This is a genomic window from Pseudomonas sp. ChxA (assembly GCF_030263855.1).
GTDB lineage: Bacteria > Pseudomonadota > Gammaproteobacteria > Pseudomonadales > Pseudomonadaceae > Aquipseudomonas > Aquipseudomonas fluorescens_CB.
Map to the genome: position 1 here is coordinate 149312 of NZ_JARPMK010000002.1, position 20053 is coordinate 169364.

Genomic DNA, 20053 nt, shown 5'->3' on the forward strand with positions numbered 1-20053 from the left:
CTCAACAGTGAGTCGCCGCGTTACCCACGCAGGCGACTGGACACCCATCACCGCCTGCCATCGCGGGCTTATTGAGGTTGCCATGAAAATTCGAGAACTGGCCCAGCATTGGGAAGAGAACGCCAAGGGTCGCCTGACCAAAACCGAGTACGCGATCCATTTGGACGTCGAGTCCGCTGCGCGGTTGGCCGCTATCGCCGAGATGTACCCCAAGCGCAGCACCGAAGAATTGCTCGGCGAACTGATCGGCGCGGCCCTTGAAGAGCTGGAAGCGAGCTTCCCGTACATCAAGGGCCAGCATGTGATCGCCACCGATGAAGAGGGTGACCCACTGTACGAGGACGTCGGCCCGACGCCGCGCTTTCTGACTCTGTCACGTCGCTATCTGCATGATTTGTCAGCCAGCGCCGACAAACAGCAGCATTGATAAACATTCGATAACCCCGATTTAACCCCGGTATTCCGGGCCTCACAGAGGCTCGGCGTACCTCTGCGCAACGCAAAAGTTCAAACTTTTAAACGCTGACCAAACAGTCAGATATTTTTTTAGGCAAATCGCCATCTCCGCTGAACTTTTGAAAAAAGCCTCCGGTCACAGCCAGTAAGCCATCACTTGGAACGGCCGTTTGAAAGGGCATTTGGTGCTTTACCGCCGGGCCTGCAACCGCCAACCAATGAAGTGGATTTTGATTTTTTCAGGAGTTATCCAATGGAGTTGAAGACGATGAAGACCAGCACTGCCAAATCCTCGTTTAACCATCTGCGCGGGCTGAAATTGGCCGCGCTGGCAATCGGCACCAGCTTCGTACTGGCGGGCTGCGCCGGCAACCCGCCGACCGAGCAATACGCCGTGACCCAGTCTGCCGTAAACAGCGCAGTCAGCGCCGGTGGCACCGAGTACGCAGCGGTAGAAATGAAGTCGGCGCAGGACAAGCTCAAAGCTGCTGAACTGGCCATGCACGACAAGAACTACGACAAGGCGCGCCAACTGGCTGAACAAGCCGAGTGGGATGCCCGTGTCGCAGAGCGCAAGGCCCAGGCTGCCAAGGCTGACCAGGCTGTGAAGGATTCCCAGAAAGCTGTGCAGGAACTGCGTCAGGAAGGCATGCGCCCGGCTGTTATCAAACAGCAATAAGCCGCCGCCACTGATTGCATTGCACCCGATATCGAATTGAAAGGACGACACGACTATGCGTAAACAATTGATGATCCCTGCCCTGCTGGCGATGAGCGTTGCTCTGGCGGCCTGCTCCACCCCGCCGAACCAGAACCTGGAAAACGCACGGACCAACTTCTCGGCCCTGCAAGCCAACCCGCAAGCCACCAAGATAGCGGCGCTGGAAACCAAGGACGCCAGCGACTGGCTGGACAAGGCTGACAAAGCCTATCGCGACAAGGAAGACGAGAAGAAAGTCGACCAGTTGGCTTACCTGACCAACCAGCGCGTTGAAGTGGCCAAAGACACCATCTCGCTACGTGAATCCGAAGCCAAGCTGAAAAATGCGGGTGACGAACGCGCCAAAGCGCTGCTGCAAGCCCGTGATGCGCAGATCAAGCAACTGCAAGACAGCTTGAACGCCAAGCAGACTGATCGCGGCACCCTGGTGACCTTCGGTGACGTGCTGTTCGCCACCAACAAGTCCGACCTGAAATCCAGCGGCCTGGTGAACATCACCAAGCTGGCGCAGTTCCTGCGTGATAACCCGGACCGTAAAGTGATCGTCGAAGGCTACACCGACAGCACCGGTTCGGACTCGTACAACCAGAGCCTGTCCGAGCGTCGTGCGGCTTCGGTACAACGCGCACTGGCTCAACAAGGCGTGGATATCTCGCGCATCGTGACCCAGGGTTACGGCAAGGAATACCCGGTTGCCGACAACGGCAGCGTTTCGGGCCGTGCCATGAACCGCCGCGTTGAAGTGACCATCTCCAACGACAACCAACCGGTCAAGCCACGCTCTTCCGTTGCTAACTGATTGATTGACGCTGTATAAAAAAACCCACCTTATGGTGGGTTTTTTTCTATCAGGCCTCGATTTTTCGGCCGGTATCCTCAGCCGGCATCATGGCCTCCATGCCTTGACGCCCGCCCATCAGCTTCTCAAGCATGTCTTGACCCATTTGGCCTTCACCACCAGAGCCTTCAGAACCGCCGCCGCCACCGCCGCCTTGGGCGCCGCCTGCCGCCTTCGAGAGCATATCCATAAGCATCTTCATCGGGTCTGGTTTGTCTTTCCCACCCTTCTCAGCGCCCTTATCAGCGCATTGCTCGCCTTGAGCGCCACCCTGTTCCAAACTTTCCTGGCCCCTGGCCATGCCCAACATTTTACCGATAGCACCAATGTCCATCATCACGCTCCAAAGTCCGTCATTCGTAAGTTAATCATCAGCAACACTGACGACTCATTCAGTGGCTTCTTACGCGATTCGGTTCCAGATATTTCCGCGATGCGCAGTTAAGATAAAAGCAGGCTACTCCTGCAGTTGCGGTGTTTCCTGGCCCATGCAACGCACGGCTTGTTTCTTGTTGTTCACCAGCACACCGCTCAAGCCTTTCTGTTCGGTATCAAACATCACCAACACCCCATCAATGCATTGCGCCACTTGCGCGGCCGGGGTCAGCGAGACCTTGTAGTCCTCGCCCGGCACGGTCTTGAGCATTGTGAAGTCGCTGAGCAACAACGCATCTTCCGGCTTGGCGAAGTGCAGGTAGCCATAGAACCATAGGCAACCGACGGTGCCGATGATGGTGCCGATGCCGGTGAGGATCAGCGGGATCATGTTGCGTTCTTCGCTCATTGCGGGCTCTCTGATGAATCAACTTTAGGAATAGGGTAATTCGGGATCTCGCCCAGGCGGCGCAGGCCGTTGAAGTGCTGCGGGTCGTCCAGATAGCGCAGCATCACGGTTTGCCAGGTCTTGTCGGCAAAGGTCTGCACATGGCCGCCACGGGTCAACTGCAATACCCTCGGTGGCGGCGCAGCCTGGTACAGGCGAATGCCGTTGGCCACCGGCACAATCGGGTCATCCAGGCTGTGGAACAACAGCTTGGGCACGCCGGTAAGTTGGGGCATGGCATTGATCGCACTGTCGGCGTCGGGCACCAGCCACGACAGCGGCACCTGAAACGGCCATGTTAACCAGGAGGTGCTGAGGGCAAATTGTCCTACGTCACGATAACTGGCGGGCACGCCGTCAAGAACCAGAGCCTTGAGCTGGGCTTGACGCTGCGGGTGTGCCGCCAAGTAATGCACCGCCAGCGCACCGCCCAGGCTCTGGCCCAACACGATCAGCGGTTGGCCTTGGGTTTCAGGGGCCTTGTCGATCCAGCCGAATGCAGCATCGATGTCCTGATACACCGCCGGCAGTGACGGCTTGCCTTCAGACAGGCCATAACCGCGATAGTCCAGCAGCAGCACTTGATAGCCCTGCTCCGGCAACCACCAACTGCCGCCCAGGTGCCAGGCCAGGTTGCCGCCATTGCCGTGCAGGTGCAGCACCGTGCCTTTGAGCGGTACACCGGGTTTGGCCGGCAGCCACCAGGCATGGAGTTTCACCCCGTCGGCGGTGGTAAGGGTAACGTCGCGGTATTGCAGGTGGGCTTTTTCCGGCGTGAACGGCAGGCCGGGTTCGGGGTAGAACAGCAGTGAACTGCAGCCGTTTAAAGTGAGTAGCAGGCAAAGAATGCCGAGGATTCTCATCCGTTGAAGCCTCGCTGATAGGTTGTACTCATTTCTCAAGAACCAATGAGATCAAATGTGGGAGCTGGTTTGCCTGCGATAGCGGTCTTTCAGTTAAAACAGCGGTGACTGATACACCGCTATCGCAGGCAAGCCAGCTCCCACCTGTTTGATTCGGTTGTGTCAGGGAAATCTCTAAAGGATATTCGAGTAATCCGCCTCGATCCGGTCCAGGCTCAGGTGGTTGAGGAAGTTGGAGAAGCACATCCACGCCGCCAGCGCGTTCATGTCGCGAAACTGCTCAGGCAGGTACTTGGGCGGCACCACCAGGCCTTCGTCGACCAGTTGGCGCAAGGTGCGCATGTCTTCCAGGGTGGTCTTGCCGCAGAACAGCAGCGGCACTTGTTCCAGCTTGCCTTTGCGCACCGCCAGCTGGATGTAGTTGTAGACCATGATAAAGCCCTTGAGGTAGGACAAATCCTTGGTAAACGGCAAACCCGTCGGCGTCGAACCACGGAACACGCGGCTGGCATTGCCGTAGCTTTCAGCCATCTCAAAGCCTTGCTCGCGGAAGAACTCGAATACCTGCAGGAAGTCGGCGCCCTCCTCGACCATATGGATGGCGCGGGTGCGGTTGGTCAGTTTGCGCAGGCGACTGGGGTAGGAGGCAAAGGTGATGATCTCCATCAGAATCGCCAGGCCTTCCTGCGTCACCGTTGACGAGGGCGGCCCTTTGGACAGGAACGTGCAGATCGGCTGGTTCTGGCCATTGAGCGTGGTGCCGACGTGCACCAGGCCTTCATGCACTTCCAGCGCGCGCACATCACGCTCGTTGAACATCGCGTCGGCGCGGATCTTGATGTAGTCGGCGCCGGCCGCCGCATCGGCGACGATACCGTCGGACTCGAACACGCGAATGGTCTCTTCGGCCTCACCGAACACCTTGTTCAAACGGGTTTGCAGCAAGGCCACCGCATGCTTGGCCGTGAGCGTCTTGGCTTCGTCCTTGAGGTCGCCACGGCCGTCGATCTGGTTCAGGTAGTCGGACATCATCAGGCCCAAGTCGGCCAGCGTCGGGTCACCGGCGTGAAACGCGTCCGAGGCGGCGCCGTAGAGTTCCTGGGAAATCAGGCCGAAATCCTCGGTGCCGCGCGCTTCGAGCATGCGCACCACCATGCGGTACTCGCGGCACATGCGGCGCATGATCTGCCCCACCGGGCTGAACTGGCCGAGACGGCGGGTGATGTCGCGCTCGATGTTCTGGAACTCCAGCTTCACCGCGCTGGAGTCGAACGACAACGGCCGGCCCAGGTAGTATTCGCGGTCCACGGCCGGCATGGCCTTGCCCTTGGCCTTGAGAAAGCCCTGGCGAATGTTCTCGTCCCACTTCACGGCGTCGAGGACGCGAATCGGTGTTTGCGCCAGCACAATGCGATCGGACAAGGTGCGTATCGTCTGCTGGTAATCGTCCACCCGGTGCTTCCTCTTTAAACGTTATTTGCCCGCGCGCTGGTAGCGCACGGCTTCAACGAACACATCGGCATTGGCCGGGTCATCCAGGTAGGCAAACACCTGGTCCATGGGGCTGTCGACCCGCACGCCGGCACCTTCGACGGTATCCACCGTGCTGCCGTGCAAGGCGTTCTGACCTATGGCCTGATGGATCTGCTCAAGGTCGAGGTTGTAGACCACCAATTCACGCTGTTTGTCGCCCTCACCTTCAAAGTCGAACCCGGCCAGGAAGTAATTGCCACCGAATGCCGCCGGTAACGGCGCCGACAAATACCAGCGATTGCCATGGCGCGACACCGTAAACAGGTACTCATCGCGCTGGCCCGGTTTGGCTTTAGGGTAGCTCACGGCCTTGTAATGCTGCTGATCGACACGGGTGATCTGCAGATTCAACGGTTCGCCCCAGGCGTTTTTACTCGACCAGTGGCCGAGCAAGGCGTCTGGCGCGGCTTCACGGGCCGGCAGCGGGTCCTTGAAGGTGACCAGGCAACCGCTGAGCAGCAGGAACGACATAGCGATTGCAATGACACGCCAGGCTTTCATCGAATACCCCATCAAATGTGGGAGCTGGCTCCCACATAAAGCAGATTGCGCACGGGGCTAGACCGAGGCCAACACCAAATGCATGTAACGCTTGAGAATCTCAAGCATCTCGTCACCCGTCAGAGGCTCAGGGCCGCCAAGCAGGCCCTGATATTCCATCCGACCGATTATCGCCGTCAACACTCTGGCATCCTGCTGCGGCTCGCGGGAACCCAATACCTGAAAAAACTGCCCGGTGCCCTGCAACAGAATCTGCTGGTGCGAGCGCACCAGTTCAGCCAGGCGCGGGTTGAGCAAGGCTTCCTGGCGAAAGGCCTGTTCGGCCATCAAGTGTTCGCGGCGGTTGGTCAGTTGGCGCATCACGTAGTCGGCGGTCAGCCGTGCAATGTCATCGGCCAGTTGTGAGCGTGACTGCGGGCTGCCATCGCCGTAGGCGACCATCTCGCGCAGCAGGCCTTCATTGCGCACCCACAGCTTGCCCATGAAGGCAGCGCTGCGCTCCACGTATTGGGCGAAGGTATCGGTGAGCAGGTCATCGATGTCCTTGAAGTAGTAGGTGGTGGCCGACAACGGCACGCCGGCCTCTGCTGCTACCGCGCGATGGCGCACACCGCGTACACCATCACGCACGACGATGCGCATGGCCGCATCGAGAATGTCTTGCCGACGTTGCTCGCTGCCTCGGCGGCTGGCCTTGCGGCCTTGGTACTGGACACTTTCAGCCACGGCAGCAGCAATGCCGGCGGCGCCTTCTTGAGCCATTACGCGGTTCACGACAGATCTTCCTTTAAGGGGCGCCGTTCTGTTGACGGCTGAATTCGCCACACAAAAAAGCCGCCTTATAAAAGGCGGCTTCGGATTTCGCTACGGTTACGCTTGTGGCCGCATGTGCGGGAACAAGATCACATCGCGGATCGACGGCGAGTTGGTCAACAACATCACCAACCGGTCGATGCCGATACCTTCACCGGCGGTTGGCGGCATGCCGTATTCCAGGGCGCGAACGAAGTCGGCGTCGTAGTGCATCGCCTCGTCGTCGCCAGCGTCCTTATCGGCCACCTGGGCCATGAAGCGCTCGGCCTGGTCTTCCGCGTCGTTAAGCTCGGAGTAGGCGTTGGCGATTTCGCGGCCGCCGATGAACAGCTCGAAGCGGTCGGTGACATTCGGGTTGTCATCGTTGCGACGGGCCAGCGGCGACACTTCAAACGGGTACTGGGTAATGAAGTGCGGCTGTTCCAGCTTGTGCTCCACCAGTTCTTCGAAAATCATCACCTGCAATTTGCCCAGGCCTTCGAAGCCCAGCACCTTGGCGCCGGCTTTCTTGGCGATGGCGCGGGCCTTGTCGAGGTCGGTCAGGTCGTCAGCGGTCAACTCAGGGTTGTACTTGAGGATAGAGTCGAACACCGACAGACGCACGAACGGCTCGCCGAAGTGGAACACCTTGTCGCCGTACGGCACGTCGGTGCTGCCCAGCACCAGCTGCGCCAGCTCGCGGAACAGTTCTTCGGTGAGGTCCATGTTGTCTTCGTAGTCGGCGTAAGCCTGGTAGAACTCCAACATGGTGAATTCCGGGTTGTGACGGGTCGAGACACCTTCGTTACGGAAGTTGCGGTTGATCTCGAACACCTTCTCGAAGCCGCCAACCACCAGGCGCTTGAGGTACAGCTCCGGCGCGATACGCAGGAACATTTCCAGGTCCAGCGCGTTGTGGTGGGTTTCGAACGGCTTGGCTGCGGCACCACCAGGGATGGTTTGCAGCATCGGCGTTTCCACTTCCAGGAAGTCACGCGCCATCAGGAAGCTGCGGATGTGCGCAATCACTTGCGAACGCACGCGGAAGGTCTGGCGCACGTCCTCGTTGACGATCAGGTCGACGTAGCGCTGGCGATAGCGCTGCTCGGTGTCGGTCAGGCCGTGGTGCTTGTCCGGCAGCGGGCGCAGCGACTTGGTCAGCAGGCGCACACTGGTCATTTCAACGTACAGGTCGCCCTTGCCGGAACGCGCCAGGGTGCCTTCGGCGGCAATGATGTCGCCCATGTCCCAGGTTTTCACCGAGGCCAGGGTTTCTTCAGGCAGGGTTTTACGGTTGACGTACACCTGAATGCGCCCGGTCATGTCCTGGATCACCATGAACGAGCCACGGTTGAGCATGATGCGACCCGCTACCTTGACCGGGATTGCAGCCTCTGCCAGCTCTTCCTTGGTCTTATCCGCGTACTGTTTCTGCAGGGCATCGCAGTAGTTGTCACGGCGGAAGTCGTTCGGGAAGGCATTGCCCTTGGCGCGCTCGGCAGCAAGCTTTTCCTTGCGCAGGGCGATCAGGGAGTTTTCTTCCTGTTGCAGGGCTTGCGGGTCGAGTTGTTGGTCGCTCATGTCTTTTGAAATTCCATCACAGGTTCGTTGCCCCCACCGGTGGCAGGGGACTTAAGGTCTTGGCTGACGGTTTACAGCCCCGATTTCAAGCTGGCTTCCAGGTATTCGTCGATATCGCCGTCGAGCACCTTGTCGCAGTCGCTGCGTTCGATGTTAGTGCGCAGATCCTTGATCCGCGACGCATCCAACACATACGAACGGATCTGGTGGCCCCAGCCGATATCCGACTTGGTGTCTTCCAGCGCCTGGGACGCCGCGTTGCGCTTCTGCATTTCCTGCTCGTACAACTTGGCCCGCAGCATTTTCATGGCGGTGTCCTTGTTGGCGTGCTGGGAACGTTCGTTCTGGCAGCTGACCACGGTGTTGGTCGGTACGTGGGTAATACGTACGGCCGAGTCGGTGGTGTTTACGTGCTGACCACCGGCACCGGAGGAGCGGTAGGTGTCGATGCGCAGGTCGGCCGGGTTGATCTCGATTTCTACTTTGTCGTCGATCTCTGGCGAGACGAAAACCGCGGAGAACGACGTATGGCGGCGGTTACCGGAGTCGAACGGACTCTTGCGCACCAGGCGATGCACGCCGATTTCGGTGCGCAACCAGCCAAAGGCGTATTCGCCCTTGATGTGCACGGTCGCACCCTTGATGCCAGCGACTTCACCGGCGGACAGTTCCATGATGGTGGCGTCGAAACCGCGTTTATCCGCCCAGCGCAGGTACATGCGCAGCAGGATGTTGGCCCAGTCCTGGGCCTCGGTGCCGCCGGAGCCGGCCTGGATGTCCAGGTAGGCGTTGTTCGGGTCCATTTCGTGGCTGAACATGCGGCGGAATTCAAGCTTGGCGAGGTTTTCCTCGAGACGGGCCAGTTCGGCGACAACATCGCCCACTGCGCCTTCGTCGTTTTCTTCGACGGCCATGTCCAGCAGGTCGCGGCAATCGCCCAGACCGGTGTTCAACTCGTCGAGGGTGTCGACGATCTGCGCCAGCGCAGCACGCTCGCGGCCCAGTTCCTGGGCGTATTCAGGTTTGTTCCAGACAGCCGGATCTTCAAGCTCGCGATTGACTTCGGTCAGACGCTCATGCTTTTGATCGTAGTCAAAGATACCCCCGAATAGTTTCGGAGCGCTCGGACAGGTCCTTGATGGTGTTAAGGATCGGGTTGATTTCCATGGCGGGCAGCACTCGTTGGCGAACTTTTGAAAGCCGACGAGTATAACGACAAACCGGCGCTAACGGCAGCCCGCTTGGCGAAAAGGCGGGTTTGTTGACGATCTCCAGAACGATTGAGATCAAATGTGGGAGCTGGCTTGCCTGCAATGTGCATGGGTATCTACACCACGTTAACGGGGTGACCAGTAGGGCGTGCGGGCGGGCGGGGGCATATCCGTTGCTGCGGTAACGGCGGCCTAGGGTTCCGCTCTTACAGCGGCTCACTTTTGGAAAGACCCAAAAGTAAGCAAAAGGTCTTCGCCCCAACACTCGGTGCCTCGCTTAGGCTCGGCATGCCCGCAATCCGCCAGTGATTTGGGGGGCCGCCGCGATGGGCCATCCTTGGCCCAGCGCGGCTAAACCGGCATCCCTGCCGGTTTACCCCCCAAATCCCTGTCGAATTCCGGCCATCGTGTTTGACGGGGCGATTTCAGATCAAGATCAAAAGCGCAGATCAAAAGACCGCTGACTTCGTCATCGAAAAGGATGTAAGGGCAACAGCAACAGCAACAGCAACAGCAACAGCAACAGCAACAGCAACAGCAACAGCAACAGCAACAGCAACAGCAACAGCAACAGCAACAGCAACAGCAACAGCAAAACCATACTCGGTCAAAGGTGGGAGCTGGCTTGCCTGCGATGGCATCAACTCGGTGTGCCTGATGTACCGAGGTGTCTGCATCGCAGGCAAGCCAGCTCCCACAGAAAAGCAGTTCTTCAGTGTATTCAGATAGGTTTTTGCTTCGCACTTGATCTGGCTCTTGCTTCAACCACTCAGGTCGGCTTTCAGGCCGCCGTGCTGTAGATCTTGATCTTGATCTGCTTTTGATCTGAGGCGCCCCGTTAACCACGATGGCCGAACGCAGGCTTGAATCCGTGGGTAACCCGGCAGGACGCCGGGTTAGCCGCGCTGGGCCAAGGATGGCCCATCGCGGCGGCCCACGGATTCAAGCCGGAGTGAGGGCACACCGAGCCTAAGCGAGGGGCCGAGTGGTGGGGCACAGACCTTTTGGTTACTTTTGGGGCGTTTGCCAAAAGTGACCCGCTGTAAGAGCGGAACCAATAGAAGCCATAACCGCAGCAACGGATATGTACACCGACAAACCGCCACAGCAGTCAACCCAGCTCCCACAAGGGTCCGGCGGTGTTTCGCTTACTCGATCCCCACCTGATTACGCCCGTTATGCTTGGCCGTATACAGCCCCTTGTCCGCCGCCATGATCAGCTGCCGACAATCCGTGCCCTGCACCGGCGTCATGGTCGACAGGCCAATACTGATCGTCAGGCTCGACCCTTCTGCCGGCGCGATGTGCGGGATCTTCAGCCCGGCAACCGCCATGCGCAGCTTCTCGGCCACCAGGCGCGCACCGCCAGGCGAGGTATTCGGTAGCACCAGCGCAAACTCTTCACCGCCGTACCGCGCCGGCAAGTCCGAAGGTCGGCTGCTGGCCTCACGGATGCTGGCGGCGACTTTGCGCAGTGCTTCATCACCTTCAACGTGGCCAAAGCTGTCGTTGTAGGTCTTGAAGAAGTCCACGTCGATCATCAACAACGACAGCTGGGTCTGGTCACGCATGGCACGGCGCCATTCCAGCTCCAGGTATTCGTCAAAGTGACGGCGGTTGGACAGCCCGGTGAGGCCATCGGAGTTCATCAACCGTTGCAGCACCAAATTGGTGTCCAGCAACTGTTGCTGGCTCACGCGCAGCGCGCGATACGCCGCATCACGCTGCAACAGCGTCATATACGAGCGTGAGTGATAGCGAATGCGTGCCACCAGCTCGATGTTATCCGGCAGCTTGACCAAGTAATCATTGGCCCCGGCCGAAAACGCCGCGCTCTTGATCAGCGGGTCTTCCTTGGTCGAAAGCACGATAATCGGGATATTTGCCGTGGCCGGGTGGTTGCGGTATTCGCGCACCAGTGTCAGGCCATCAAGACCGGGCATCACCAAGTCTTGCAGGATCACCGTCGGCTTGATGCGGATCGCCTGGGCAATCGCCTGATGCGGGTCGGCGCAAAAGTGAAAGTCGATGTTTTCTTCGTGGGCCAGGCCACGTCGCACAGCTTCGCCGATCATGGCCTGGTCGTCGACCAGCAACACCATGGCAGCGTTCTCGTCGGTCTTGATGTCGTCGATCTGTAAATCATTCATGTGCAGTCACCTGAATTACTGTCCTGCAAGCCGGCACCGCGAGAGGTCTTGATCATTTTGCAAATACCTCCAGCAATCGGGGCGCAATTCTGTCCAGTGGGCGAATTTCAACAGCAGCATCAATGGCCGCCGCCGCTTTGGGCATGCCATACACCGCACAGCTCTGCTGATCCTGGGCGATGGTCAAATATCCTTGTTCACGCAGTATCTTGAGGCCCTGGGCCCCGTCGCGCCCCATACCGGTCAGCAGTACACCGACGGCATCCCCATTCCAGTGGCTGGCGACGCTCTCGAAAAACACGTCGATGGACGGCCGGTAAATCTCGTTCACAGGCTCCGCGGTATAGGCTAGCGTGCCATTTTTCAACAAGCGAATGTGGTGATTGGTACCGGCCAGCAGCACCACGCCGCTTTGTGGCGGCTCGCCCTCTCGTGCCAGGCGCACCGGCAGGCCGGAGGCGCTGCTCAGCCATTCGGCCATGCCGGCGGCGAACACCTGGTCCACATGCTGCACCAGCACAATGGCGGCGGGAAAATCGCGGGGCAAGCCCTTGAGCAGGATTTCCAGGGCGGCCGGGCCGCCCGCCGACGACCCAATCGCCACCAGGCTCTGACGTTTGCCGGTGGTGCGCGCCGGCGCGGTTTCGGCGCGTACGCGGCTGCCACGCTGGCCGATCAGCCAGCCAATATTGAGGATTTTGCGCAGCAACGGCGCCGCCGCGTCCTTGGGGTTGCCCACGCCCAGCGCCGGGGTGTCCACCACATCCAGGGCACCATGGCCCATGGCTTCGAACACGCGGCTCATGTTGGCCTGGCGGTCGACGGTGACCAGCAAAATCGCGCACGGAGTCTCGGCCATGATCTGCCGCGTGGCCTCCACGCCGTCCATTACCGGCATGATCAAGTCCATCAGGATCAGGTCCGGGGTCAGTTCGGCGCAGCGCTGTACGGCTTCCAGGCCATTATTGGCCACCCACACAACCTCGTGCGCGGGCTCGAAACTCAAGGCACGGCGCAACGCCTCTACCGCCAGGGGCATGTCATTGACGATCGCAATCCTCATGCCCGGGCGCCTCCAATCAGCTCCATCACGGCATCCAGCAAGGCGTCGTCATGGAAACTGGCTTTAGCTAGATAATAGTCGGCGCCGGCATCCAGTCCACGGCGTCGGTCCTCTTCGCGATCCTTGTACGACACCACCATCACCGGCAACGATTGCAGGCGACTATCACGGCGCAAGAGTGTGACCAATTCGATCCCGTCCATACGAGGCATATCAATGTCAGTGATCAGCAGGTCGAAGTCTTCGGAGCGCAGTGCGTTCCAGCCATCCATGCCATCGACCGCGACCGCCACTTCATAACCACGATTAAGTAACAATTTGCGTTGCAACTCACGCACGGTGAGCGAGTCATCCACCACCAGCACGCGCTTGCGCGGCGCTTCGGTAGCCTGCTGACTGCGCCGCGCGATCCGTTCCAGGCGCCCGGTGTTGAGCAATTTGTCCACTGAACGCAGCATGTCTTCGACGTCGACGATCAACACCACCGAGCCGTCATCGAGCAAAGCACCGGCGGAAATGTCCTGGACCTTGCCCAAGCGGTCATCCAGCGGCAATACCACCAGGGTGCGCTCGCCGATAAAACGCTCGACCGCAATGCCATACACCGCATCGCGTTCGCGGATGACCACCACCTTCAAGGTTTCGTCATTGCTCTGCCCCGGCGGGCGTTGCAACAACTGGCTGGCGGCCACCAGGCCGACATGCCGGCCTTCGTGCCAGAAATGCTGGCGGCCTTCCAGTTGCACGATGTCCTCCGGCGCCAGGTCGCACATGCGTTCGATGTGCGCCAGCGGGAAGGCATAGGCTTCCTCGCCGACCTCCACCACCAGGCTGCGTACCACCGACAGGGTCAACGGCACTTCCAGATGGAAGCGACTGCCCTGCCCCGCCGTCTGCTCCAGCACCACGGCGCCACGCAGTTGGCGGACCATGTGCTGCACCGCATCCAGGCCGACGCCGCGCCCGGACACCTCGGTGACCTTGTCGCGCAGGCTGAAACCCGGCAGGAACAGGAACGTCAGCAGCTCTTCTTCACTCAAGCGCAGTGCGGTTTCCAGCGGTGACAAGTGCCGGTCGACAATGGTGCCGCGCAGGCGCTCCAGGTCGACGCCGTTACCGTCGTCGCTTAACTCCAGCACCAGCAAACCCGCCTGGTGGGAGGCGCGCAGGCGGATCAAGCCTTCAGCGGGCTTGCCCGCCAACACCCGCTGTTCGGGCATTTCGATGCCGTGGTCGACGGCATTGCGCAATAGATGCGTGAGCGGCGCTTCGAGTTTTTCCAGCACGTCGCGGTCGACCTGGGTCTTTTCACCCTCGATCTCCAGGCGCACCTGCTTGCCGAGGCTGCGGCCAAGGTCGCGCACCATACGCACCTGGCCGGCGAGCACATCGGCAAACGGGCGCATGCGGCAGGCCAGCGCGGTGTCATAAAGCACTTGGGCACGCTGCCCGGCCTGCCAGCCGAACTCATCCAGTTCGGCGGTTTTTACCGCCAGCAACGCCTGGGCTTCACTCAACAGGCGGCGCGTGTCGGCCAGGGCTTCCTGGGCTTCGAGGCTCAAGTCCATGGCCTTGAGTTGGCCATCCAGCGTGTCCAGGGCCCGCGCGCTGTTGCTTTGAATGCGCTTGAGGCGCTGCATGCTCACCAGGTAAGGCTTGAGCCGCTGGGTCTCCACCAAGGATTTACTCGACAGGTCGAGCAGGCTGTTCAAGCGCTCGGCGGTAACCCGCAGCACGCGCTCGCCGCCTTCGGTCATGCGTTTGTTCTGGCGCGGCAGGTCAGGGCTGACAGGCGGCGCGGGCTCAGGCTCCGGCGGCAATGGGTCAATCAACGGTGCAGGCGCAGGTTCCGGAGCGGCGGCGGCGGCCGGTGCGGCTTGGATGATCGGCTGCGACGGATCCAGCAGGCGTTCCATCAGCGCCACATACCCTTCGATATCCGCCGGGCCTACGTTATTGCCCGGCGTGGCGATGCGCATCAGCAGGTCGGTGCCTTGCAGCAAGGCGTCAATATGCTCGGGTTGCAGGTACAGGCGGCTTTCCTGGGCGCTGACCAGGCAATCCTCCATCACGTGGGCCACGCTGACGCCGGCGTCCACGCCGACAATTCGCGCCGCGCCCTTGAGCGAGTGCGCGGCGCGCATGCACGCCTCAAGCTGGTCGGCCTGGGTCGGGTTGCGCTCCAGGGCCAGCAGGCCCGCGCTCAATACCTGGGTCTGCGCATCGGCTTCCAGGCTGAACAGTTCCAGCAGCGAGGCATCACGCATCTGGTCGGGGGTCATGTGAGGCTCCGGGTCACGGCGGACAACAATTGCGCCTCGTCCAGCCAACGCAGGCTGCGGCCTTTCCACTGCAACACGCCCTGGGTGAAGCGCGCACTGGCCTGGGTGCCTGAGGCTGACGCGGCCTTCAAAGCGCGCTCATCGATGGCATGGATACCATCGACTTCATCCACCGGCACCACCACCGGGCCGTCCTGGGCGGCAATAATCAACATGCGCGGCATCACCCGCGCGCCGCTTGCGCCGGTGCTGGCAGGGTCCAGCCCGAGCAGTTCCACGAGTGACAGGCACGCCACCAGCGCGCCGCGCACATTCGCAACGCCCAGTAATGCGCGGGAACGCTGGTGCGGCAACGAGTGAATCGGCTGCAGCGGGGCCACCTCCACCAGGCATCGGGTGGCAATGCCCAGCCACTCTTCACCCAGACGGAACATCAGAATCGAACGGGTGACGATGTCTTCGTCAGCTTCCGCGGGTGCATACGCTTGCCGGTCGTCCTGCTGCAACGCATAACGGTCGAGCAGCCGCGTGGCGGCGGCGGAATACACCGAGCAGTTGCGACAGTGGATATGTTCGGCGAGCAACGGGCAGGACTTGTCGCCATGGATGCCGATACGGTTCCAGCAGTCGTCGATGGCTTGGGTGTCGGCCAGGGTCAGGTCCAGGCCTGCGGTGTCGAGCGCATCAAGGTTATTCATCGTTTGGACTCACTGTCTGCACGCTCGCTACGCGCGGCCCGCGCCTGCAAGCGGCGCGCGCCCGCACTGTCGCCCTGGGACTCGAGCAAAGCGGCCAGGTGCATCAAGGCCTGCGGGTGCTGCGGTTCCAGGTACAAGGCTTTGCGGTAATAACCCTGGGCTTCCAGGGCGCTGCCGGCGACGTCGCTGAGCAACCCCAGCCAGTAAAACACCTGGGCGGCCGGCGGGTGGTTACTCAAATACTGTTCACACGCGGCGCGGGCCTCGGCACTTTTGCCTTCGTTGGCCAGCGTCGCGATGCGGCTGAGCAAATCGCCCGCATCGCTGTGCGGCGCCTTGATCGGCACCACTTGGGCGCTCACCGTGCTGAACGGGCGCGGCTTGGCAGGGATGGGGGCTGCGCTGCGCTGGGGGATGGGCAGCGGCACAAACACCGGTTCAGGCTTGACCGGCTCGGCGTGCCGGCTGAATGCAAAGGATTGCGGCACGCCAATCGAGCGCATGCCATGGCGCCCCAGCAGGCTGCCTTCGGCGGGGCCGATAAACAGCACGCCATCCACGTGGGTCAGGCTCTTGAGCACATCGAACACTTGCTTCTGGGTGGGCTGGTCGAAGTAGATCAGCAGGTTGCGGCAGAACACAAAATCGTAGGTGGGCTCATTCGCCAGCAATGCCGGGTCGAGCAAATTGCCGACGTGCAGGCGCACTTGTTCGCGCACCCGCTCGGCGATGTGGAAGCCATCGGGCTGTTCGCTGAAGTGACGCTCGCGAAACTCGATATCGCCGCCGCGAAAGGAATTCTTGCCATACACGCCACGCTTGGCGCGCTCCACCGACAGCGGACTGACGTCCAGCCCCAGCACCTTGAACTGGTGCGGCGCCAGCCCGGCATCGAGCAAGGCCATGGCAATCGAATAAGGCTCTTCGCCCGTGGAACACGGCAGGCTGAGAATGCGCAGGGCACGCATCTGCTTGATCGCCGCCAAGCGCTCCTTGGCCAAACGCGCCAAGGTGGCAAAGGACTCGGGATAGCGGAAAAACCAGGTCTCGGGGACGATCACCGCTTCGATCAGCGCCTGCTGCTCATCATGCGAGCTCTGCAAATGCTGCCAGTAATCCTGTGCCGTCTGCGCCTGCACGGCCTGGCTGCGCTGGCGCACCGCACGCTCGATGATCGCCTCGCCCACCGAGGCGACGTCCAGGCCAATGCGGTCCTTCAAAAAGGCAAAGAAGCGTGGGTCGTTGCTCATAGGCTCAACTCGCTGGCAAACAGCAAGGCGCGTACGTCATCGGTGAGCAGGTCGGCGACGCCGATCCATTGCATCAAGCCCAAGGCATCTTCACGCACCGGCCCCAGGTACGGCGCCGCGCGGTTATCCAGGCCATAAGGCTGGAACTCGGCCGGGTCGCAACGCAGGGTGTCGGTGGCCTGCTCCAGAATCAGCCCCAGCCAGCGCGCCTCGAGCCAAGGTTGCGGCTGGTAATTGACCAGCACCAGTCGCGTGCTGGTGCGGGCCTGGGCCGGTTTGCCGAAGGTCAACGCACACAGGTCGATGACCGGCACCAGTGCCCCCCGGTGGGCAAAGACACCGGCCACCCACAGCGGTGCATGCGCGATGGGTTTGAGCGGCAGGCGCGGCAACACTTCAGCCACTTCCGTGGCCTTGAGGGCATAACGTTCGCCACCGATGTGGAACACCAGGAACAACGCCTTTTTCGCTGCCGGGACGGCGCCGCGTTTAGCCGCGAGGTCGCTCATCAGACTTTGAAACGCGATACGCCGCTGCGCAGGCCGACCGCGACCTGGCTCAGCTCATCAATGGCAAAACTGGCCTGGCGCAGGGATTCCACGGTCTGGCTGCTGGCATCGCCCAGTTGCACCAGTGCGTGATTGATCTGCTCGGCGCCGGTGGCCTGGGCCTGCATGCCTTCGTTGACCATCAACACCCGCGGCGCCAGGGCCTGTACCTGATGGATGATCTGCGACAGCTGTTCGCCCACTTGCTGTACTTCGAACATGCCGCGGCGCACTTCTTCGGAGAACTTGTCCATGCCCATCACGCCTGCCGACACCGCCGACTGGATCTCGCGCACCATCTGCTCGATGTCGTAGGTGGCCACGGCGGTCTGGTCGGCCAGACGGCGCACTTCGGTGGCCACCACGGCAAATCCGCGCCCGTATTCACCGGCCTTCTCGGCTTCGATGGCGGCGTTGAGCGACAGCAAGTTGGTCTGGTCGGCCACTTTGACGATGGTCACCACCACTTGGTTGATGTTGCCGGCCTTCTCATTGAGGATCGCCAGCTTGGCGTTCACAAGGTCGGCGGCGCCCATCACCGAGTGCATGGTTTCTTCCATGCGCGCCAGGCCTTGCTGGCCGGAGCCGGCAGCGACCGACGCCTGGTCGGCGGCGGTGGACACTTCAGTCATGGTGCGCACCAGGTCTTTGGACGTGGCGGCAATTTCCCGCGATGTCGCGCCGATCTCGGTGGTGGTGGCCGCTGTTTCGGTGGCCGTGGCCTGTTGTTGCTTGGAGGTGGCGGCGATCTCGGTGACCGAGGTCGTCACCTGCACCGACGAGCGCTGGGCCTGGGAAACCAGGGCGGTCAGCTCGGTCATCATGTCGTTGAAGCCGGTTTCGACAGCGTTGAATTCGTCCTTGCGCTCCAGGTTCAGGCGCTTGCTCAGGTCACCCGTGCGCATGGTTTCGAGGATTTCGACGATGCGATTCATCGGCGCCATGATCGCGCGCATCAGCAGCAGGCCGCACAGGCCCGCTGCGAGAATGGCCACGGCCAACGACACGAACATGCTGACTTTGGCGGCGGCCACCGCGTCATCGATGGCGGCGGTGGCGTTATCGGCGACCTGTTTGTTCTCATTGATAATGTCATTGAGCTTCATGCGGCCTGCGGTCCAGGCGGGCGTGAGTTGCTCGTCGAACAGCTTTTGCGCCTCAACACCGTTGTTAGCCTGATGGGCGTCCAGTACCAGGGCAAGAATCTTGTTGTAGTTCTGGTGGAGCTTTTCGAAGGTGTCGAACTCAGTGCGATCCTGATCAATATTGATCGTGCTCGCGTAACTGGCCATGTGCTGTTCCAAACGTGCCTCAAACGACTTGTAGTCCTGTTTGTCGGCTTCCGAGATGCCCTGATTTCGGTGGGCACCGACCAATTCCTGGGTTTGCAGGTAGCTGTCGACCCAGGCACTGCGGATCATCGAACTGAAAAACACCCCAGGTACGGCGTCATCCCGGACCGAGTTTTCGCTGACTTCAATCTTCAGCAGCCGCGAATACGAGACCACGACCATCAGCAGCATGATCGCGATAATTACCGCAAAGCTCGCCAAAATCCGTTGGCGCAAGGTCCAGTTCTTCACAGTAATTCCTCGAAGGGCCGATCAAATGCCGAGGAGTATAGCTGAGCGGGTGCCTGCATTTATCAACAGGTTTTGATGTAGCGCTCACAGAATGCAAAAACACTGTGCAGGTGACGCAGAGCGTCACGGGCTGCGCGCCCACGCAGAGCGTGGGAGCGATCATTCATGCGGTCAGAGCGTGGCTTGGCGTACCTGTTTTTCCAGCTCGGCCTTTAAGCCAGGCTCCAGTTTGAGTTGGCGCGCCAACTCGTCGAGGTAGGCTTTTTCCATGAAGTTTTCTTCGTCCACCAGCATCACGCTGGCGATGTACATCTCGGCGGCCATTTCCGGCGTGCTCGCTGCGCGTGCCACATCGGCGGGGTCCAGAGGCTTGTTCAGCTCGGCGTGCAGCCAGCTTTGCAGTTCGCGGTCGTTATCGAGCTTGGTGAACTCGCCCTCGATCAAAGCCCGCTCGCGTTCGTCTACATGCCCGTCGGCTTTAGCGGCGGCGACCAGCGCCTTGAGAATGCCCTGGCTGTGTAGCTCGACCTGAGCCGGTGGCAGACGGTCGATGGTTTGCGGCTCACCTTGGGGGGCGCCGGCCTGTTGCGCCTGCCAATTACCGTAAGCTTTGTAGGCGATTACACCGAGTGCTGCGAGCCCGCCATAGGTGAGCGCCTTGCCGCCGAACTTGCGCGCCTTTTTATTTCCCAGCAACAGGCCCATCGCCCCCGCCGCCAGGGCGCCGCCGCCCGCACCGCCGAGCAAACTGCCAAGCCCACCGCCGCCGAGCAAGCCACCGAGGGCACTTTTGTCGTCCGATTTGCGTTGCCCGCCTGCTTTGTTTTGCAACATGTCCTGGCCGGATTTGAGCAACTGATCGAGCAATCCACGGGTATTCATGCGTAGCCTCCAGACACTTGGGTTCGTAGGACCAATAGGCTCCCAGCGTAAAACTAAGTGCCAAAAAGCCACGATCTAGAGTGCTTCCAGATGTAACGCCGGCAGTGCGTATTTGAAACGTCTTGTTTCATATGCAGCGCCATCACCCCGCCATCAATCAATTTTCCTTCTGCATCGAACCGCTTAAGCTATCCGGCGTCTGTTTATTGTCCGTTGCGTTTGGTCGAAGGCATGTCCGAACCGTTATTTCTTATCCGTTACGTGCCAGGAACGGCGCG

Annotated in this window: 20 protein-coding genes; 3 read left to right on the forward strand and 17 right to left on the reverse strand. The window is 60.6% G+C overall.

Going from position 1 to position 20053, the window contains the following annotated elements:
* The first annotated feature begins 82 nt into the window (after nucleotides 1-82).
* From P5706_RS26335 to lptF, 3 genes are all read left to right on the forward strand, one after another.
* Nucleotides 83-427 carry a pilin assembly protein gene (locus P5706_RS26335; protein ID WP_200434489.1) on the forward strand — a complete coding sequence of 115 codons (345 nt, stop codon included), beginning with the start codon at nucleotides 83-85 and terminating at the stop codon, nucleotides 425-427.
* Nucleotides 428-709: 282 nt separating this feature from the next.
* A complete protein-coding gene (locus P5706_RS26340) occupies nucleotides 710-1135 on the forward strand; it encodes a DUF4398 domain-containing protein (RefSeq protein WP_017137109.1) in 426 nt (141 codons plus the stop codon).
* Between the two features lie 55 nt (nucleotides 1136-1190).
* The gene (gene lptF, locus P5706_RS26345; RefSeq protein ID WP_138816488.1) at nucleotides 1191-1976 is read left to right on the forward strand and encodes a lipotoxin F family OmpA-related lipoprotein LptF; all 786 of its coding nucleotides are present in this window, start codon (nucleotides 1191-1193) and stop codon (nucleotides 1974-1976) included.
* 49 nt (nucleotides 1977-2025) lie between these two features.
* On the opposite strand, the gene P5706_RS26350 is transcribed toward lptF, so the two are convergent.
* The 17 genes from P5706_RS26350 to P5706_RS26430 form a co-directional block, all read right to left on the reverse strand.
* Entirely contained in the window at nucleotides 2026-2352 is a 327-nt protein-coding gene (locus P5706_RS26350; protein WP_200434493.1) for a hypothetical protein, read from the reverse strand.
* A 120-nt stretch (nucleotides 2353-2472) separates the two neighbouring features.
* The gene (locus P5706_RS26355; protein WP_017137106.1) at nucleotides 2473-2799 is read right to left on the reverse strand and encodes a PA3694 family proteiin; all 327 of its coding nucleotides are present in this window, start codon (nucleotides 2797-2799) and stop codon (nucleotides 2473-2475) included.
* A complete protein-coding gene (locus tag P5706_RS26360) occupies nucleotides 2796-3701 on the reverse strand; it encodes an alpha/beta hydrolase (RefSeq protein ID WP_200434490.1) in 906 nt (301 codons plus the stop codon). The genes P5706_RS26355 and P5706_RS26360 overlap by 4 nt, the downstream gene beginning before the upstream one ends.
* A 174-nt stretch (nucleotides 3702-3875) precedes the next feature.
* Complete coding sequence (locus P5706_RS26365) at nucleotides 3876-5153, reverse strand: flavohemoglobin expression-modulating QEGLA motif protein (protein ID WP_285683011.1); 1278 nt, start codon at nucleotides 5151-5153, stop codon at nucleotides 3876-3878.
* 21 nt (nucleotides 5154-5174) lie between these two features.
* On the reverse strand, nucleotides 5175-5735 hold the full coding sequence (locus tag P5706_RS26370) for a hypothetical protein (protein ID WP_285683013.1): 561 nt from the start codon (nucleotides 5733-5735) through the stop codon (nucleotides 5175-5177).
* A 57-nt stretch (nucleotides 5736-5792) separates the two neighbouring features.
* On the reverse strand, nucleotides 5793-6509 hold the full coding sequence (locus tag P5706_RS26375; RefSeq protein WP_138816491.1) for a TetR/AcrR family transcriptional regulator: 717 nt from the start codon (nucleotides 6507-6509) through the stop codon (nucleotides 5793-5795).
* Nucleotides 6510-6605: 96 nt separating this feature from the next.
* On the reverse strand, nucleotides 6606-8108 hold the full coding sequence (gene lysS / locus P5706_RS26380; protein WP_200434492.1) for a lysine--tRNA ligase: 1503 nt from the start codon (nucleotides 8106-8108) through the stop codon (nucleotides 6606-6608).
* Between the two features lie 71 nt (nucleotides 8109-8179).
* A protein-coding gene (gene prfB / locus P5706_RS26385; protein WP_096236834.1) for a peptide chain release factor 2 occupies nucleotides 8180-9275 on the reverse strand; the annotation gives its coding sequence in 2 pieces (ribosomal slippage) (nucleotides 8180-9202 and nucleotides 9204-9275; 1095 coding nt in all).
* Nucleotides 9276-9788: 513 nt separating this feature from the next.
* A complete protein-coding gene (locus P5706_RS26390; protein ID WP_285683017.1) occupies nucleotides 9789-9920 on the reverse strand; it encodes a hypothetical protein in 132 nt (43 codons plus the stop codon).
* A 547-nt stretch (nucleotides 9921-10467) separates the two neighbouring features.
* Nucleotides 10468-11469: a response regulator gene (locus P5706_RS26395; RefSeq protein WP_285683019.1), complete on the reverse strand. Its 1002-nt coding sequence runs from the start codon at nucleotides 11467-11469 to the stop codon at nucleotides 10468-10470.
* A 52-nt stretch (nucleotides 11470-11521) separates the two neighbouring features.
* The gene (locus P5706_RS26400) at nucleotides 11522-12532 is read right to left on the reverse strand and encodes a chemotaxis response regulator protein-glutamate methylesterase (RefSeq protein WP_200432975.1); all 1011 of its coding nucleotides are present in this window, start codon (nucleotides 12530-12532) and stop codon (nucleotides 11522-11524) included.
* Nucleotides 12529-14814, reverse strand: a complete 2286-nt coding sequence (locus P5706_RS26405) for a hybrid sensor histidine kinase/response regulator (RefSeq protein WP_285683021.1) — start codon at nucleotides 14812-14814, stop codon at nucleotides 12529-12531. Before P5706_RS26405 ends, P5706_RS26400 begins: the two co-directional genes overlap by 4 nt.
* Nucleotides 14811-15512, reverse strand: a complete 702-nt coding sequence (locus P5706_RS26410) for a chemotaxis protein CheW (protein ID WP_138816495.1) — start codon at nucleotides 15510-15512, stop codon at nucleotides 14811-14813. Before P5706_RS26410 ends, P5706_RS26405 begins: the two co-directional genes overlap by 4 nt.
* Nucleotides 15509-16762 (reverse strand): CheR family methyltransferase, encoded by a 1254-nt coding sequence (locus P5706_RS26415; protein WP_200432977.1) that lies wholly within the window; start codon nucleotides 16760-16762, stop codon nucleotides 15509-15511. The genes P5706_RS26410 and P5706_RS26415 overlap by 4 nt, the downstream gene beginning before the upstream one ends.
* Nucleotides 16759-17271: a chemotaxis protein CheW gene (locus P5706_RS26420; protein ID WP_200432978.1), complete on the reverse strand. Its 513-nt coding sequence runs from the start codon at nucleotides 17269-17271 to the stop codon at nucleotides 16759-16761. Before P5706_RS26420 ends, P5706_RS26415 begins: the two co-directional genes overlap by 4 nt.
* A complete protein-coding gene (locus tag P5706_RS26425; protein ID WP_200432979.1) occupies nucleotides 17271-18893 on the reverse strand; it encodes a methyl-accepting chemotaxis protein in 1623 nt (540 codons plus the stop codon). Before P5706_RS26425 ends, P5706_RS26420 begins: the two co-directional genes overlap by 1 nt.
* Before the next feature lie 171 nt (nucleotides 18894-19064).
* Nucleotides 19065-19775 (reverse strand): tellurite resistance TerB family protein, encoded by a 711-nt coding sequence (locus P5706_RS26430; protein ID WP_285683023.1) that lies wholly within the window; start codon nucleotides 19773-19775, stop codon nucleotides 19065-19067.
* Between the last annotated feature and the right edge of the window lie 278 nt (nucleotides 19776-20053).

What these genes read in the sequence shown, in the direction of transcription:
- P5706_RS26335 (WP_200434489.1), top strand. Translation starts at nt 83, where the DNA reads ATGAAAATTCGAGAACTGGCCCAGCATTGGGAAGAGAACGCCAAGGGT.
- P5706_RS26340 (WP_017137109.1), top strand. Translation starts at nt 710, where the DNA reads ATGGAGTTGAAGACGATGAAGACCAGCACTGCCAAATCCTCGTTTAAC.
- lptF (WP_138816488.1), top strand. Translation starts at nt 1,191, where the DNA reads ATGCGTAAACAATTGATGATCCCTGCCCTGCTGGCGATGAGCGTTGCT.
- P5706_RS26350 (WP_200434493.1), bottom strand. Translation starts at nt 2,352, where the DNA reads ATGATGGACATTGGTGCTATCGGTAAAATGTTGGGCATGGCCAGGGGC.
- P5706_RS26355 (WP_017137106.1), bottom strand. Translation starts at nt 2,799, where the DNA reads ATGAGCGAAGAACGCAACATGATCCCGCTGATCCTCACCGGCATCGGC.
- P5706_RS26360 (WP_200434490.1), bottom strand. Translation starts at nt 3,701, where the DNA reads ATGAGAATCCTCGGCATTCTTTGCCTGCTACTCACTTTAAACGGCTGC.
- P5706_RS26370 (WP_285683013.1), bottom strand. Translation starts at nt 5,735, where the DNA reads ATGAAAGCCTGGCGTGTCATTGCAATCGCTATGTCGTTCCTGCTGCTC.
- lysS (WP_200434492.1), bottom strand. Translation starts at nt 8,108, where the DNA reads ATGAGCGACCAACAACTCGACCCGCAAGCCCTGCAACAGGAAGAAAAC.
- P5706_RS26390 (WP_285683017.1), bottom strand. Translation starts at nt 9,920, where the DNA reads ATGGTTTTGCTGTTGCTGTTGCTGTTGCTGTTGCTGTTGCTGTTGCTG.
- P5706_RS26395 (WP_285683019.1), bottom strand. Translation starts at nt 11,469, where the DNA reads ATGAATGATTTACAGATCGACGACATCAAGACCGACGAGAACGCTGCC.
- P5706_RS26400 (WP_200432975.1), bottom strand. Translation starts at nt 12,532, where the DNA reads ATGAGGATTGCGATCGTCAATGACATGCCCCTGGCGGTAGAGGCGTTG.
- P5706_RS26405 (WP_285683021.1), bottom strand. Translation starts at nt 14,814, where the DNA reads ATGACCCCCGACCAGATGCGTGATGCCTCGCTGCTGGAACTGTTCAGC.
- P5706_RS26410 (WP_138816495.1), bottom strand. Translation starts at nt 15,512, where the DNA reads ATGAATAACCTTGATGCGCTCGACACCGCAGGCCTGGACCTGACCCTG.
- P5706_RS26415 (WP_200432977.1), bottom strand. Translation starts at nt 16,762, where the DNA reads ATGAGCAACGACCCACGCTTCTTTGCCTTTTTGAAGGACCGCATTGGC.
- P5706_RS26420 (WP_200432978.1), bottom strand. Translation starts at nt 17,271, where the DNA reads ATGAGCGACCTCGCGGCTAAACGCGGCGCCGTCCCGGCAGCGAAAAAG.
- P5706_RS26430 (WP_285683023.1), bottom strand. Translation starts at nt 19,775, where the DNA reads ATGAATACCCGTGGATTGCTCGATCAGTTGCTCAAATCCGGCCAGGAC.